Below are 15,185 nucleotides of genomic sequence, written 5' to 3' on the forward strand. Positions count from 1 at the left end.
GCCCGCACGCCCGCACGCCCGCACGCCCGCACGCCCGCACGCCCGCACGCCCGCACGCCCGCACGCCCGCACGCCCGCACGCCCGCACGCCCGCACGCCCGCACGCCCGCACGCCCGCACGCCCGCACGCCAAGATCGTCGCAACTTCGGGGATGTTGCTGCTTCCAGCCGCCGTGATGCAGCAACATCCCTGAAGTTGCGACGATCTTGCGGCACGGCTGCGCGCGGCACTGCGCGGGGCGGGGCGGGGCGGGGGTCAGCGGCGCAGGGTGAGGATCAGGTCGGCGACCAGGGCCGTCCAGCCGGTCTGGTGCCAGGCGCCCAGCCCGGCGCCGTTGTCGCCGTGGAAGTACTCCGGGAAGGCGACCAGGTCCCGCCAGTCGGGGTGGGTCTGGAACAGCCGCGCCGCGCCGTAGATCGGTCGCCGACCCCAGTCGTCCTGGGTGAAGAGCGAGATCAGTCTCCGCGACAGGTCGTCGGCGATCTCGTCCAGCGAACGCTTCACTCCCGAGCGCGTCGGATACTCCACCTGGAGGTCGTCGCCGAAGAACGCCGCGTAGTCGCGCAACGCGCTGATCAGCAGGAAATTCGTCGGCATCCAGATCGGCCCGCGCCAGTTCGAGTTGCCCCCGAACAGGCCACTCGTCGACTCGGCCGGCTCGTAGCCGACGGAGAACTCCTGCCCGCCCAGGGTGACCGAGAACGGCTTGTCCAGGTGTGCGCGGGACAGCGTGCGGAGGCCGAAGTCGGAGAGGAACTCGTCGGTGTCCAGCATCCGGGCGAGCAGCCGGACCACCTGCTCCTGGCCGACCATGGACAGCAGCCGCTGCTGCCGGCCGTCCGGGCCGAGCCGTCGGGTGCCGATCACCTTGGCGTACTCGGGGCGGTTGGTGAGGAACCAGCGCAGCCGCGCGCCCAACTCCGGCAGGTGGTGCAGGGTCTTGGCGGTGAGCCGGGTGGTGGCGGCCAGCGGCAGCAGCCCGACCACCGAGCGGACCTTCAGCGGCACCTTCGTACCGTCGGCGAGCCGCAGCTGGTCGTAGAAGAACGCGTCCTCGTCGTCCCACAGCCCCTGCTCGTACGCGGCGGCGGCGATGTAGAGGAAGTGCTCGAAGAACTTGGTGGCGGTGTCCACCCAGGTCCGGTCGTGCTCGGCCAGCACGATGGCCATGTCGAGCAGGTTGAGCGCGTACATGGCCATCCAGCCGGTGCCGTCGGACTGCTCCAGCACGCCGGCCACGGGCAGCGCCGCCGAGCGGTCGAACGGCCCGACGTTGTCCAGACCGAGGAACCCGCCCTCGAAGACGTTGTTACCGCCGGTGTCCTTGCGGTTCACCCACCAGGTGAAGTTGAGCAGCAGCTTGTGCATCACCCGGCCCAGGAACTCGAAGTCCCTGCCGCCGTCGATCTCGAACACCTTGAGCGCCGCCCAGGCGTGCACCGGCGGGTTGACGTCGCCGAACGCCCACTCGTACGCCGGGATCTGCCCGTTGGGGTGCAGGTACCACTCGCGCAGCAGGAGCAGGATCTGCTCCTTGGCGAAGCCCGGGTCGACCCGGGCGATGCTCACGCAGTGGAAGGCCAGGTCCCAGGCCGCGTACCAGGGGTACTCCCAGGGGTCCGGCATGGAGATGACGTCGAAGCTGGTCATGTGCCACCAGGCGCTGTTGCGCCCGTGTCGACGCCCGGCCGGCGGCGTCGAACCGGGGTCGCCGTCCAGCCAGCGTTTGACGTCGAAGTGGTAGAACTGCTTGCCCCACATCAGCCCGGCGATGGCCTGCCGGGCCACCAGCGCCTCGTCGGCCGTCGCGGTCTCCGGGATCACGCCGGCGAAGAACCGGTTCGCCTCGGCCCGCCGGGCCCACACCACCGACTCGAAGCCGTCGCGCAGGTCCGCCGGGGGCGGCGGGCCGGCGGCCGGCGGTGACGCGGTACGGGTCAGCCGCAGCCGGATCTGGCGCTGCCCGCCGGCCGGCACGTCGAGCACGTAGTGCAGCGCGCCCTTGGTGCCCTCGCGGGCCGGGTTGACCGTGGCCGCGCCGTTGACGACGTGGTCGTTGATGCCGTCCTTCGGGTACGGCGAGCGGCCCGGCAGGCCCCACAGCCGTTCGGCGTTGGTGTCGTTGTCGCAGAGCAGCGGCACCGGGCCGCCGTCGCCCTCCAGCAGCAGTTGGCCGAGCACCCGGTGCTCACCGACCAGCCGGGTGCCCTCACCGGTCAGCCGGGGAATCCGGTCGCCGCCGGGCAGCCCCCAGGCCCAGGTGTTGCGGAACCACAGCGTGGGCAGCACGTGCAGGGTCGCCGCCGCATCGCCCCGGTTCGCCACGGTGATCACCATGCAGAGGTCGGTCGGGGACGCCTTGGCGTAGTCGACGGTCACCGCCCAGTACCGGTCGTCGTCGAAGATGCCGGTGTCCACCAGCTCGTACTCGGTGTCGTCCCGGCCGCGCAGCGCGTTCACCGCGACGAGTTCGTCGTACGGGAAGGCGGCCTGCGGGTAGTGGTAACGCCAGCGCATCCAGGAGTGCGTCGGGGTGCTGTCGAGGTACCACCAGTACTCCTTGGCGTCCTCCCCGTGGTTGCCGCCGTCGCCGCCCAGGCCGAACATCCGCTCCTTGAGGATCGGGTCCCTACCGTTCCACAGCGCCAGCGCGAACGCGAAGGTCTGCCGGTCGTCGCAGACGCCGGCCATCCCGTCTTCATTCCACCGGTAGGCTCTGGACCGCGCATGGTCGTGTGGGAAGTAGTCCCACGCCGTACCGTGCTCGCTGTAGTCCTCCCGGACCGTCCCCCACGCCCGTTCGGACAGATAGGGACCCCATGCACGCCAATCCTGCTCACCCGAGTCCGCCTGGGCGAGCCGGAGCCGCTCAGCGTCGGGTGGCGAGGCGTCGGAGGACGATCCGTCAGTGATCACGTGCACATCTTCGACGCCGCCGCGGTACTTGACCACAGCGGCCATTCTCGCCGTGGCGTGTTACACCTCGACGGCGGTGGAGGAAAGTTGATCGACATTAACTTCGGTCCGCAGGTCTGCGGGGACCTGACCAGCGCGTCCAGCCGGGAGTGGCTGGTGCCCGACGGTCTCGGCGGGTACGCCATGGGCACGGTCGGGGGGTTGCGGACCCGCCGCTACCACGGTCTGCTGGTGGTGCCGGGTGACACTCCCGCCTCCCGCCAGGTGGGACTGGTCAGCCTCGACCCGGCGGTCACCCTGCCGTCCGGGGCACGGGTACGCCTCGGCGCGCACGAGTGGTCCTCCGGCGACGTCGATCCGCGCGGATTCGAGCTGCTGGAGCGCTTCGAGCTGGTCGACGGGCTCCCCCGCTGGCGGTGGCGCATCGGCGCGGTGGTGATCGAACGGGAACTGGCCATGCTGCCCGGCCGCTCCTGCGTGGCGGTCGTGCACCGGCTGGTCGCCGGTGGTCCGGTCCGGCTGGAGCTGTCCGCCGCGTGCACCTGGCGGGACGCGCACGGCGAGCGGCGGGCCGACGGGCCGACGCCGCAGGTCGAGGCGGTCGCCGAGGGCGCGGTGGTCGAGGGCGCGTACCGGCTCGCCGGCCCCGGCTGGGCGCCGGAGGGGCAGTGGTGGCTGGGTGTGCACCACCGCGAGGAGGCCAACCGGGGCCTGCACCCGGACGAGGACCTCTGGTACGCGGGCCGCTTCGCCGGCGAGCTGGAACGCCCCGGTGACACGGTGTCGGTGCGGGCCTGGGCGGGTCGCCTGGACGAGGAGCCGCCATCGGCCGACGAGATCGTGGCGACGGCCCGGCGACGCAACCGGCAGGTGGTGGCGACGGCGAAGCCGGCCGACGACGTGGACGCGACGCTGGCGCTGGCCGCCGACGCGTTCGTGGTCGGCACCCGGCAGGCCGCGGTCGACGTGGTGGCCGGTTATCCGTGGTTCGGGGCCTGGTCGCGGGACACGATGATCTCGTACGAGGGGTTGTTCCTCTGCACGGGCCGGGCCACCGAGGGGCGCGAGCTGCTGCGGGCGTACGCGGCGACGCTCTCCGAGGGGATGCTCGCCAACACCGCCGACACCGGCCGGGTGGAGTACAACACCGTCGACGGCACGCTGTGGTTCCTGCACGCGGTGAGCCGACATGTGACGGTCACCGGCGACACCGATCTCGGCGACGAGTTGCTGCCCGCGCTGCGTACGGTCGTCGACGCGCACGTCGCCGGCACGCGGTACGGGATCGCCGTCGACCAGGCTGACGGTCTGCTCACCCAGGGTGCCCCGGGTACCGCCCTGACCTGGATGGACGCCCGGGTCTACGGCGTGCCGGTCACCCCGCGCACGGGCAAGCCGGTCGAGGTGAACGCGTTGTGGATCAACGGGCTGGCCGGGCTCGCCGAGTTGGCCGAGCTGGCCGGACAGGACGCGGCCGAGCTGTGGCGGCTGCACGGGCGGGCCACCGCCTCGTTCCGGGAGCGGTTCCCGGCCCCGACCGGGTGGCTGCACGACGTGCTGGACGCGCCCGCGCCGGCGTACCCGCTGGGTGGTGCCGCCCTGCACGACGACGACGCGCTGCGCCCCAATCAGTTGCTGGCCTGGTCGTTGCCGTTCGCGCCGCTGGAGCCGGACGAGGCGACGCTGCGTCGGATCGCGACCGGGCTGCTCACCCCGCTCGGGCCGCGCAGCCTCGCGGAGGACGCGCCCGAGTTCGTGGGTCGCCATCGGGGCGGCCCGGCCGAGCGGGACGGCGGGTATCACCAGGGCACGGTCTGGCCGTGGCTCCTCGGGCCGTACGTCGACGCCGCCCGCCGGGGCAAGATGTCGGTCGATGACGTATTGATTGGCATTGAGTCCCATCTGACCGAATATGGGCTAGGATCGGTAAGCGAGACGGCCGACGGTGTCGCGCCGCACTCCGCGACCGGCTGCCCGTTCCAGGCGTGGTCGGTGGCCGAGTTGCTGCGGGTGCGCCGAAAGAGCCAGTAGCGCTTTACATGACCGCAACGGCGGTGTCTCCGCTGGTTATCTCGGCGCCGGCAGGATTGGCCCCGATCCAGACGCGACGGCGACACCGACTCCGGTGTCGGTCGGCGCGCGCCCGGGGACAACTCAAAGGGGGCCGCATGTCACCCGATGCCCACGTGATCGACATCAACCCCGCCCGCCAGCTACGGGTACTGATGCTGTCGTGGGAGTACCCGCCGGTGCTCGTCGGCGGCCTCGGCCGCCACGTCCACGCGCTCTCCGTGGCCCTCGCCGCCGCCGGTCACGAGGTCACTGTCGTCACCCGCCACGCCGAAGGCGCACCCCTTGAGGAGTACGCCGACGGCGTGCACATCCTGCGCGCCCCCGAAGACCCCGTCGCGTTCCCCCTGGCCACCGGCTCCCTCCTGGCCTGGACCATGGCGTTCAACCACACCCTCACCCGCACCGCCCTGCGCGCCACCCAGGCCGGCGCCTACGACGTCATCCACGCCCACGACTGGCTCGTCGCCCACACCGCGGTCACCCTCTCCGAGCACCTCGACCTGCCGCTGGTCACGACCATCCACGCCACCGAGGCGGGCCGCCACCAGGGCTGGCTGCCCGAGGAGATGAACCGCACCATCCACGGCGTCGAACACTGGCTCAGCGGCACCTCCACCCGGGTGATCACCTGTTCGGGTTACATGCGGGACCAGGTCAGCGCGCTGTTCGACGTACCGGCCGGGCTGGTCGACGTGGTCCCCAACGGGGTCGACGACCGGGCCTGGCGGGCCCGACCACGCGCGGTCGCGTCGGCCCGCGCGCGGTTCGCCGCGGACGGCCCCCTGGTCGGGTACGCCGGCCGGCTGGTCTACGAGAAGGGCGTCCAGCACCTCGTACACGCGGTGCCCCGACTGCGCGAGCGGCACCCCGGGCTGCGCGTGGTGATCGCCGGCGACGGCCCGTACCGCCCCGAACTGGAGGCCGAGGCCCGTCGACTGGCGCTCGGCTCGACCGTGCGCTTCACCGGCTTCCTCGACGCCACCCAACTGCCGGCGGTGCTCGGCGCCACCGACGCGACCGTCGTACCCAGCCTCTACGAGCCGTTCGGCATGGTGGCCCTGGAGGCCGCGGCGGCGGGAGCGCCCCTCGCGGTGGCCCGTACCGGCGGCCTCGCCGAGATCGTCGAACCCGGAGTCACCGGCGTGACCTTCCCGCACAGCGACCCGGTCGCCCTCGCCGGCGCGGTCGACCGGCTGCTCGGCGACGAGGTCTTCGCCCGGCGGGTGGCCCGACGGGCCCGGACCATGGTCGGCGAACGGTACGGGTGGGCCACCATCGCGGCCCGCACCGCCGCCAGCTACGCCGCCGCCCGCCGCGAACACGGTCCGCTCCAGGCGCGCCGGGCCGCCGCCCGACTGGCGGGCGGCCGGAACCGGATCGCCATCCCGGAGGGCAACCTGCTCGCCGCCGCCGACCACGCCGCCTGTTGAGCTAGGGCCTGTTTCATGAGGGCGGTCGAGCCGAGGCGGAGTCCGGGCGGCGATCCGGCAAGGCGCGGTGGGGTCCGGATACCGGTGTTGTATCCGGACACAACCACAACGCCGCCGGTCGTCGTCCGGGCCCGCCGCAGGCCGACCAGTTCTTATGAAACAGGCCCTGGGTCGGAAGACCTATAGGTACGTTCCGATCCGCTGGTTAGGGTGTAAACCCGGACAGCGGCTGAGAAGGAGCGTGCGCAGGTGCTGATCGCCGGTCGGTACCGGCTGCTCGACCTGGTGGGCCGCGGGGGTATGGGTCGGGTCTGGCGAGCCCACGACGAGATGCTGCACCGCGAGGTCGCCGTCAAGGAGGTCGTACCGCCCAGCTGGTTGGCCGACCACGAGCGGGCCGAGCTGCGCTCGCGCACCCTGCGCGAGGCGCGCACCGCGGCCCGGCTCAACCACCCCGCCGTGGTCCGGCTCTACGACGTCGTCCCGGTCGAGGGCAGTCCGTGGATCGTGATGGAGTACGTCCCGTCGCGCACCCTGCAGGACGTCCTCGACGCGGAGGGGCCGCTCGAGCCGGCCCGCGCCGCCCGGATCGGCCTGGCCCTGCTCGACGCCCTGGAGGCCGCGCACCAGGCCGGCGTGCTGCACCGCGACATCAAGCCGCAGAACGTGCTCGTCGCCCACGACGGGCGGGTGATGCTCACCGACTTCGGCCTGGCCACCTTCGACGGCGGGGACGGCGCGATGACCCGCCCCGGGATGGTGCTCGGCTCGCCGCAGTACGTCGCCCCGGAGCGCGCCGCCGAGGGGGTGTCCACGGTGGCCGCCGACCTGTGGTCGCTGGGTGCCACCCTGCACGCCGCCGTGGAGGGCCGCTCCCCGTACGCCCGCAGCAACGCGATGGCCACCCTCAGCGCGCTGGCCGCCGGCCCGCCGGACCCGGCGCCGCACGCCGGCCCGCTCGCGCCGGTGCTCGCCGGACTGCTGCGCCGCGATCCGCAGGATCGTCTCGGCCACGACGAGGCCCGCCGGCTGCTCACCGCCGCGGCGGAGCGGACCGACATCTCGTCCTCGACGGCCTCCACCGCCGGGGACGGTGCCGAGTCGACCCCGCCGCCCGGGCCCGGCCCTCTCGGCACCGGCGTCGACTCGCCGGAAGACGCTCCTGAGCACGACCGCCCGACGGTCGACCCGGATGGCAGGTACCCGGCGGACGCCGCCACCGCGACGGAGCGAACGGGCCGACGGCCGGTGGTACGGCGGGCGGCGTTGGCCGCCACGGCGTTGCTCGTGGCGGCGGCCGCCGGGGTGGGCACCGCGCTGGCCGTCGCCGGTGACGACCCGACCGACACGGCCGGGTCGTCCAGCACCCCGACCGCCGAGCGGGTGGACGACGGCCGAGGGCAGGACGGCGGGTACGGCGACGACCGGGGCGGCCCACCGCGTGGCGGTCCCGGCCGGCCCGGTCCGCCCGGGGGCCGCGGCGTGCCCCCACCGCCGTTTCCCTGCGTCCGCCCGGATGTCGTCGGCGCACCGGTCACGGCCGGGTCACCCGGTGCGGGCGAGCGGTTCCGGCCGCCACCGGGGTGGGTGTGGTACGCCGACACCACCGGCTTCCGGGTCTCCGTCCCGGCGACCTGGTACCACTCGCGCGACGGGGCGGTGGCCTGCTTCCAGGACCCGGCCACCGGCCGGGCGCTGAGCGTCACCGAGGGCGGCGCGGCGGACCCGATCACCCGGCTGCGCGCGGCCCGGGACGAGGCCGCCCGCGCCGGGGCGCTGCCCGGCTACGACGAGATCCGGCTCGCCACCGGCGACGCTGACGCGGAGTGGGAGTGTCGGTGGGACGCCCCGAACGGCCCCCGGCTCCACGCCCGGCAACAGATCGTTGGCGGGTCACGCTGGATGGTGGGTTGGATCACCGACGACCGGGACTGGACCACCGCCGACCGGGACTGGGCCACGGTGCGAAAGAGTTTCCGACCACCCCGCTGACCTGCGCCGTATGGACCTGCTCCGCCCTCCGTCCGGCGTGGATCGAGGCCGCTCAGCGGATGAGAAAACCGGCGACGGTGGCTATCGTGTAACTCAGGGTGACCGAGGGGGAGCGACCGTGCAGCAGTTGCTGATCGCGGGTCGGTACCGGCTGCTCGACCTGGTCGGCACCGGCGGGATGGGCCGGGTGTGGCTGGCCCGCGACGAGATGCTGCACCGGGACGTGGCGGTGAAGGAGGTCGTGCCGCCGGCCTGGCTGGCCGAGGCCGAGCGCGCGGAGCTACGACTGCGCACGCTCCGCGAGGCGCGCACCGCCGCGCGGCTCAACCACCCCAACGTCGTCCGGCTGTACGACGTGGTGCACGACGGGGAGAACCCGTGGATCGTGATGGAGTACGTGGCCTCCCGGTCGGTGCAGCAGATCATCAACGCCGAGGGTCCGCTCAGCCCCACGCGTACCGCCCAGATCGGGCTCGCGGTGCTCGCCGCGTTGCGGGCCGCGCACACCGCCGGGGTCCTGCACCGGGACGTGAAGCCGCACAACGTGCTCGTCGCCGACGACGGGCGGGTGGTGCTCACCGACTTCGGCCTGGCCACCTTCGACGGTGGCGACGGGGCGATGACCGGTCCGGGCCTGGTACTCGGCTCCCCGCAGTTCGTCGCTCCCGAGCGGGCGCGCGACGGGGTGTCGGATCCCCGTACCGACCTGTGGTCGCTGGGCGCGACGCTCTACGCCACGGTCGAGGGGCAGTCCCCGTACGCCCGGTCCAGCGCGATGGCGACGCTCAGCGCCCTGGCCACCGAGCCGCCGGACCCGATGCGTCGGGCCGGCCCCCTGCGTCCGGTGATCACCGGCCTGTTGCAGCGCGATCCCTGGCGTCGGTTGACCGCCGCCGAGGCCGAGCCGCTGTTGCGGGACGCGGCGGCGGCCGACCACGACCGGCCCTCGCCGGCCCGGTCCACGGCGGTGGCGGCGGTCCGCAGCGCGGCCCGGGCCGCCACCACCCCCCGGGTCGGCGCGGACCGTCCCAGCCACGGCGCGGCGACGCCGGTGGACCGCAAAGCGGGGCGACGCGGACGGCTGATCGCCTGGGGTGGCGCGGCGACCGCCGTGGCCCTGCTCGTCGCCGGCGGCGTCACCGCCGCGCTGCAGCACCGCCCGGACGAACGCACGCCGCCGTCCGGCTCCGGCGGCGGCGCGACCGCCGGCCGACCGGCCGCGTTCGCGTGCGCCACACCCCCGCCACCGACGGCCACGCCGGTACCCTCGACGCCACCGCCGAAGGACGCGCGGTACGGGCTGCGGGACGGCTGGACCTGGCACGACGACCCGACCGGCTTCCGCATCGCCGCGCCGGTGGGCTGGGCACGCTGGACCGAAGGGGCGGTCACCTGTTTCCGGGAGCCCAGTGGGGCGCGGGTGCTCAGCGTCGAGGCGGGACCGGCCTGGACCGACCCGCTGGCACACCTGAGGGCCGAGGAGACGCGGCTCGTCGACGCCGAGGCGCTACCCGGCTACCGCAAGGTCGACATCTCCACGCTGGACGTCTTCGACGGCGGGGCGCTCTGGGAGTGCAGTTGGGAGAACGCCGCCGGCGAGCGGGTGCACAGCATCCGGCTGCTGGCCAACACCTCAGCCGCGCGCGCCTACACCGTCTCGTGGTTGACAAAAGAGTTCGACTGGCAGGTCAACGCGGCATACTTCGTGATGATTCGGCAGAGCTTCACGCCCACCCTCTGACACTGTCCGCTGTGGACGATCAAAGTGACGCCCCTGCGACACCGGCGCTGGCTACAGTGGCGTAGTTTTGGCGCTCAAGATCCCTGGGGAGGGTGAGCCGAAGATGATGGGACCGTCGCACGCGCTGTCCGGCGCGGCGGTATGGCTGGCCGGGTCCTGGGCGCTGGACCAGTTCGCCGACTACCACCAGTCGCCGCTGGCGCTGGCGGTGGGCACCGCGGTGTGCGCGGGCGGGGCGCTCTTTCCGGACCTCGACCTGTCCGGCAAGGTGACCCGGAACCAGGGCGGCGCCACGGTCGCCCGTACGTTCGGGGTCTTCTCGCTCTTCATCGCCGAGGTGATGGAGAAGATCTCACTCGGCGTCTACTACGCGACGAAGCTCAGCAAGGATCCGCGTCGCAACAACGGGCACCGCACGCTCACCCACACGCTCCCGTTCACGCTGCTCGTCGGCTGGGGCACCACCGCGCTCTGCGCCGCGTACGGCAAGTGGGCGGTGATCACCATCCTGTTCTTCATGTTCGGCCTGGCCCTGCGCGGACTCTTCGACGAGTGGGCCGAACGGGCCGGCTGGGTGATCGTGACCCTCGCCTCCGCCGGGGCCGCCTGGTTCACCTTCGCCAACCTGCCCGGCGGACGGGGGTATCCGCTGATCGGTACGGCCGTCGGGGTGGGCTGCTTCGTGCACATCCTCGGCGACATGATCACCAAGGCCGGGGTGCCGATCCTCTGGCCGATCCCGATCCGCCGCCGCATGTGGACGATGATCGGCCTCCCGAACAACATCGCCCTGCGGACCGGCAGCAAGGCCGAGGTCGTCGTCCTGCGCGCCGTACTGACCGTGGTCGCAGCACTCGCCACCGCCGGCCTGATCGCCCCCTCAGTCCTACAACGCTTCAACATCAACGTCTAACCCCACCCCACCCCACCCCACGCCGCGCGCCGCGCCCGCGCCCGCCCCCACGCTGCGTCGATCTTGCACTTTCGGTTGCCGACCCGTCCCGTTTCGCGCCCTATGTCGCCACCGAAAGTGCAAGATCGACGGGGTGAGGTGCGTCGCCGACGTCAAGATCGTGCTCGATCCTGGATCGAGCGCGACCTTGCCCGGGCTGGCCAGGTGAGGAGCAGGGAGGACCCACCCACTCGCGCCGATCTTGCACTTTCGGTTGACGAAGTGTTGAGGTTTGCCCGCTTTGTCGGCACAGAAAGTGCAAGATCGACGCGCCTCCGTGCCCCGTGCCCCGCGCCACGCGCCACGCGCCCCGCGCCACGCGCCACGCGCCACGCGCCACGCGCCACGCGCCACGCGCCACGCGCCACGCGCCACGCGCCCAAGATCCTCACAACATCACCGATGTTGCTGCATCAGACGCGTCGGAAGCAGCAACATCCCCGAACTTGCTGCTTGCCGGGAGTCGCGCTGGCGGCGGTGCGGGCCGCCCGGACTTCTTTTCGACATCGGCTATTGACGGTGCCGTAACACGTGCCCTAGCGTCTGTCGAAACGTTTAGTCGAAACGCTTCGACGATCATTCGCAAGCGGTTCCACCGCAGGCCGGAGGAGGTGCGTGGTGGCCACGATGCACGACGTCGCCCGCCTCGCGCAGGTCTCGGTCAGCACGGTGTCGTACGTGCTCACCGGCACCCGGCCGATCTCCCAGGCCACCCGCGCCAAGGTGCTCGCGGCGATGGCCGAGCTGGACTACCAGCCCAACGCGATGGCCCGGGGGCTGGCCAGTCGGCGCAGCCGCATCCTGGGTCTGCTGATGCCGATGGACGAGCGCGGTCTGGGGGCGACCGAGACCGCGTTCGTCACCGGCGCCGCCGCCGCGGCCAGTGCGGTCGGCTATCACCTCGTGCTCTCGCCGGTCGGCGGGGGCGACCTCGACGACCTGCGCCGGCTGGCCACCCAGCGGATGCTCGACGGCGTGGTGCTGATGGAGGTGCAGCTCGCCGACGAGCGGGTCACCGTACTCCAGGAGGCGGGCGTGCCGTTGGTGCTGATCGGGCGCACCGGCGACGCCGCAGGGCTCTCCTTCGTCGACATCGACTTCGAGCAGACCGTGCGGGAGGCGGTCGCGCACCTGGTCGGCCTGGGGCACCGCCGGATCGTCTACGTCAACCACTCGGCCGCGACGCTGGCCAGCGGCTACGGGCCCGCGTTGCGTACCCGGGATGCCTTCGTCACGGCCATGACCGGCCACGGCCTGGAGCCGATCATGATCCCGGCCGAGGACAGCGCCGCCGGCGGACGGGCGGCCCTGGCCGCCGCGCTCGCCCGGGCCCCGGAGCTGACCGCCGTGCTGGCGATGAACGAGACGGCGCTGTTCGGCATCCTCGGTGAGCTGGCCGGGCGCGGGCTGTCGGTGCCCGACGACGTCTCGGTGGTCTCGATGGTCACCTCGCCGCAGGTCGCCGAGTTGGCCACGCCGGCGCTGACCGCGATGACCTCGCCCGGATCGGCCCTGGGCCGGATCGCGATCGAGGCGCTGGTACGCCACCTGGACGGCCCCGGCGACGAGCGCCACCAACAACTGCTGCCGTGCGTGCTGGAGATCCGGGGTTCGACCGCCGCACCACGACCAGACCGGCCCCATAGGGGCTGACCAGTAAAAACGGCCCGCCGCCGCGCGGCAACGCGACGACGGGCCCAGTGAGATACCGGGCTCGATACTCAACGAGGAGGATAGCAATGCAGCGATTCCGCCGGATCGTCGCGGCGATCGCCCTGGCGGCGACCGCGACGACCACCGTGGCCGCCTGCGGCGGCGGTGAGAGCGAGGACGACAGCGGGGCCAAGACCCTCAAGCTCTGGCACTACGAGAGCGAGAACAGCGCGATGGGGGTCGGCTGGAACAAGGCGATCGAGATCTTCAAGGCCGAGCACCCGGGCGTCGAGGTGCGTTTCGAGCGCAAGGCGTTCGAGCAGATCCAGCAGAACGCCGGCATGATCATCAACTCGTCCGAGGGCCCGGACATCATGGAGTACAACAAGGGCAACGCGACGGCCGGCCTGCTGTCGTCGCAGGGCCTGCTGACCGATCTGAGCGCCGAGGCGGACAAGCGCGGCTGGGCCGGCAAGCTCAGCCCCAGCCTGCAGACCACCGCCCGCTACAGCGACAAGGGCGTGATGGGGTCGGGCAACTGGTTCGGCGTACCCAACTACGGCGAGTACGTCACGGTCTACTACAACAAGGACCTGTTCGACAGTAACGGCGTCAAGGTGCCGACCACGCTGGCCGAGATGACCGCCGCGATGGACACCTTCGTCAGCAAGAAGATCACTCCGCTGGGCATGGCCGGCGCGGAGTACCCGGCCGGGCAGCTCTTCTACCAGTTGGCGCTCGCCAAGGCCGACCGGCAGTTCGTCGACAACTACCAGCTCTACAAGAACCCGGTCGACTTCAAGGCCGACCCGCTCAAGTACGGCGCGGAGACGTTCGCCGAGTGGGTGCGCAAGGGCTACGTCGCCAAGAACTCGGCGAGTCTCAAGGCCGAGGACATGGGCACCGCGTTCATCGCCGGCAAGACCCCCATGATCGTCTCGGGAAGCTGGTGGTACGGCCGGTTCAAGACCGAGATGAAGGCCAACTGGGACACGTTCCTCTTCCCCGGCAACACCCTCAACGCCGGGTCGTCGGGCAACATCTGGGTGGTCCCGTCGAACAGCAAGGCCAAGAGCCTGGCGTACGACTTCATCGACATCACCCTGCGCCCGGAGATCCAGGACCTGATCGGCAACAACGGTGGCGTTCCGATCGCGGCCGACGCCTCGAAGATCAGCGATCCGAAGGACCGCAAGCTGATCGAGGACTTCAACACGGTCAGCAAGCAGGACGGTCTGGCCTTCTACCCGGACTGGCCGGTGCCCGGCTACTACGACGTGCTGGTCGGCGGCTTCCAGGGCCTGATCAACGGCTCGAAGACCCCGGACCAGGTGCTGGACACGATCGCCAAGCCGTACGCCGATGGCGTCAAGGAGATCACCGGCAAGTGACACGGCGAGCGGCGGGCGCGACCGGCACGACCGGAGCGCCCGTCCGCACCGCCGGGAAGGATCTCCCATGGCACTCTCCGAGACCGTCGCCGGCACACCGTCGACGGCGACGCCCACCCCGCCGACACCCCGCCGCCGACCTCGCGGCCGGAACGCGGCGTACTGGCTCTACCTGCTCCCCGGGGCGGTGCTCTTCCTCCTGGTGATCGGCGCGCCGCTGGTCGGCACCGGCTACCTGTCGCTGACGAAGTGGTCCGGGATCGGCGACCCCACCTTCATCGGGTTCGACAACTACCAGCGGCTGCTGGACGACGACGTGTTCTGGGCGTCGTTCCGCAACACGGTGGCGATGATCGTCGCGATGGTGATCGTGCCCACCCTGCTCGGGCTGCTGCTCGCCTCGGTGCTCTTCGACGTGATCGGCCGCCGCTTCCAGCCGCGTACCGCCGCCGGCCTCCGGGCCGCCTTCTACCTCCCGCAGGTGCTGCCCGTGGTGGTCGCGGGCATCGTGTGGGGCTGGATCCTGCGCCCCGACGGCGCGTTCAACAGCCTGCTCGACGCGGTCGGCCTCGGCGCGCTGCGCCACGACTGGCTGGGCGACCCGGACACCGCCCTGCCGGCCGTGATGGCGGTGATGATCTGGGTGCAGATCGGCTACCCGGTGGTCGTGTTCATGGCCGCGTTGCAGCGGGTCGACCCGGAACTGTACGAGGCGGCCGAGGTCGACGGCGCGAACTGGCTGCACCGGTTCCGGGCGATCACCCTGCCGCAGATCCGGCCGGAGACCTTCGTGGTCGCCCTGACCTGCACCATCGCGGCGTTGAAGGTGTTCGGGCCGATCTTCGCGCTGACCCGGGGCGGCCCGGAGAACGCCACGAACGTGCCGTCCTACTTCGCGTACTACACCTTCTTCAAGAAGCTCCAGGTCGGCTACGGCTCGGCGATCTCCACGGTGCTCACGCTGATCATCGTCGTGGTGGCCGGGCTCCTCATCTGGTGGCAGGCGCGCACCGAGCGCCGGGACCGGGGGTTCTGA

The 15,185-nt window shown here is 72.0% G+C and carries 9 protein-coding genes and 1 pseudogene; 9 read left to right on the plus strand and 1 reads right to left on the minus strand.

Annotated features, from left to right (window positions below):
* Positions 1-256: 256 nt before the first annotated feature.
* Positions 257-2,962: an MGH1-like glycoside hydrolase domain-containing protein gene (locus ACN263_RS19420; RefSeq protein WP_422735804.1), complete on the minus strand. Its 2,706-nt coding sequence runs from the start codon at positions 2,960-2,962 to the stop codon at positions 257-259.
* A gap of 42 nt (positions 2,963-3,004) precedes the next feature.
* On the opposite strand from ACN263_RS19420, the gene ACN263_RS19425 reads away from it, so the two are divergent.
* From ACN263_RS19425 to ACN263_RS19465, 9 genes and pseudogenes are all read left to right on the plus strand, one after another.
* Positions 3,005-4,948 carry an amylo-alpha-1,6-glucosidase gene (locus tag ACN263_RS19425; protein ID WP_422735805.1) on the plus strand — a complete coding sequence of 648 codons (1,944 nt, stop codon included), beginning with the start codon at positions 3,005-3,007 and terminating at the stop codon, positions 4,946-4,948.
* Between the two features lie 137 nt (positions 4,949-5,085).
* Complete coding sequence (locus ACN263_RS19430; protein ID WP_422735806.1) at positions 5,086-6,420, plus strand: glycosyltransferase family 4 protein; 1,335 nt, start codon at positions 5,086-5,088, stop codon at positions 6,418-6,420.
* 249 nt (positions 6,421-6,669) lie between these two features.
* Positions 6,670-8,412 carry a serine/threonine-protein kinase gene (locus ACN263_RS19435; protein ID WP_422735807.1) on the plus strand — a complete coding sequence of 581 codons (1,743 nt, stop codon included), beginning with the start codon at positions 6,670-6,672 and terminating at the stop codon, positions 8,410-8,412.
* A gap of 178 nt (positions 8,413-8,590) precedes the next feature.
* Positions 8,591-9,452 (plus strand): annotated as a pseudogene (locus tag ACN263_RS19440) (serine/threonine-protein kinase); the annotation flags it as partial.
* Positions 9,453-9,463: 11 nt separating this feature from the next.
* Complete coding sequence (locus tag ACN263_RS19445) at positions 9,464-10,153, plus strand: hypothetical protein (RefSeq protein ID WP_422735808.1); 690 nt, start codon at positions 9,464-9,466, stop codon at positions 10,151-10,153.
* A 103-nt stretch (positions 10,154-10,256) separates the two neighbouring features.
* Positions 10,257-11,066, plus strand: coding sequence for a metal-dependent hydrolase (locus ACN263_RS19450; RefSeq protein ID WP_422735809.1), 810 nt, complete (start codon positions 10,257-10,259; stop codon positions 11,064-11,066).
* Between the two features lie 666 nt (positions 11,067-11,732).
* Positions 11,733-12,758, plus strand: a complete 1,026-nt coding sequence (locus tag ACN263_RS19455; RefSeq protein ID WP_422740751.1) for a LacI family DNA-binding transcriptional regulator — start codon at positions 11,733-11,735, stop codon at positions 12,756-12,758.
* Positions 12,759-12,844: 86 nt separating this feature from the next.
* Entirely contained in the window at positions 12,845-14,149 is a 1,305-nt protein-coding gene (locus ACN263_RS19460) for an ABC transporter substrate-binding protein (protein WP_422735810.1), read from the plus strand.
* A 67-nt stretch (positions 14,150-14,216) separates the two neighbouring features.
* A complete protein-coding gene (locus ACN263_RS19465) occupies positions 14,217-15,185 on the plus strand; it encodes a carbohydrate ABC transporter permease (RefSeq protein ID WP_422735811.1) in 969 nt (322 codons plus the stop codon).

It is taken from the genome of Micromonospora sp. WMMD729, assembly GCF_049315225.1.
GTDB lineage: Bacteria > Actinomycetota > Actinomycetes > Mycobacteriales > Micromonosporaceae > Micromonospora.

Excerpts from the sequence above, each read along its gene's own strand:
- ACN263_RS19450 (WP_422735809.1), top strand. The coding sequence starts at position 10,257 with ATGATGGGACCGTCGCACGCGCTGTCCGGCGCGGCGGTATGGCTGGCC.
- ACN263_RS19465 (WP_422735811.1), top strand. The coding sequence starts at position 14,217 with ATGGCACTCTCCGAGACCGTCGCCGGCACACCGTCGACGGCGACGCCC.
- ACN263_RS19460 (WP_422735810.1), top strand. The coding sequence starts at position 12,845 with ATGCAGCGATTCCGCCGGATCGTCGCGGCGATCGCCCTGGCGGCGACC.
- ACN263_RS19455 (WP_422740751.1), top strand. The coding sequence starts at position 11,733 with ATGCACGACGTCGCCCGCCTCGCGCAGGTCTCGGTCAGCACGGTGTCG.
- ACN263_RS19420 (WP_422735804.1), bottom strand. The coding sequence starts at position 2,962 with ATGGCCGCTGTGGTCAAGTACCGCGGCGGCGTCGAAGATGTGCACGTG.
- ACN263_RS19430 (WP_422735806.1), top strand. The coding sequence starts at position 5,086 with ATGTCACCCGATGCCCACGTGATCGACATCAACCCCGCCCGCCAGCTA.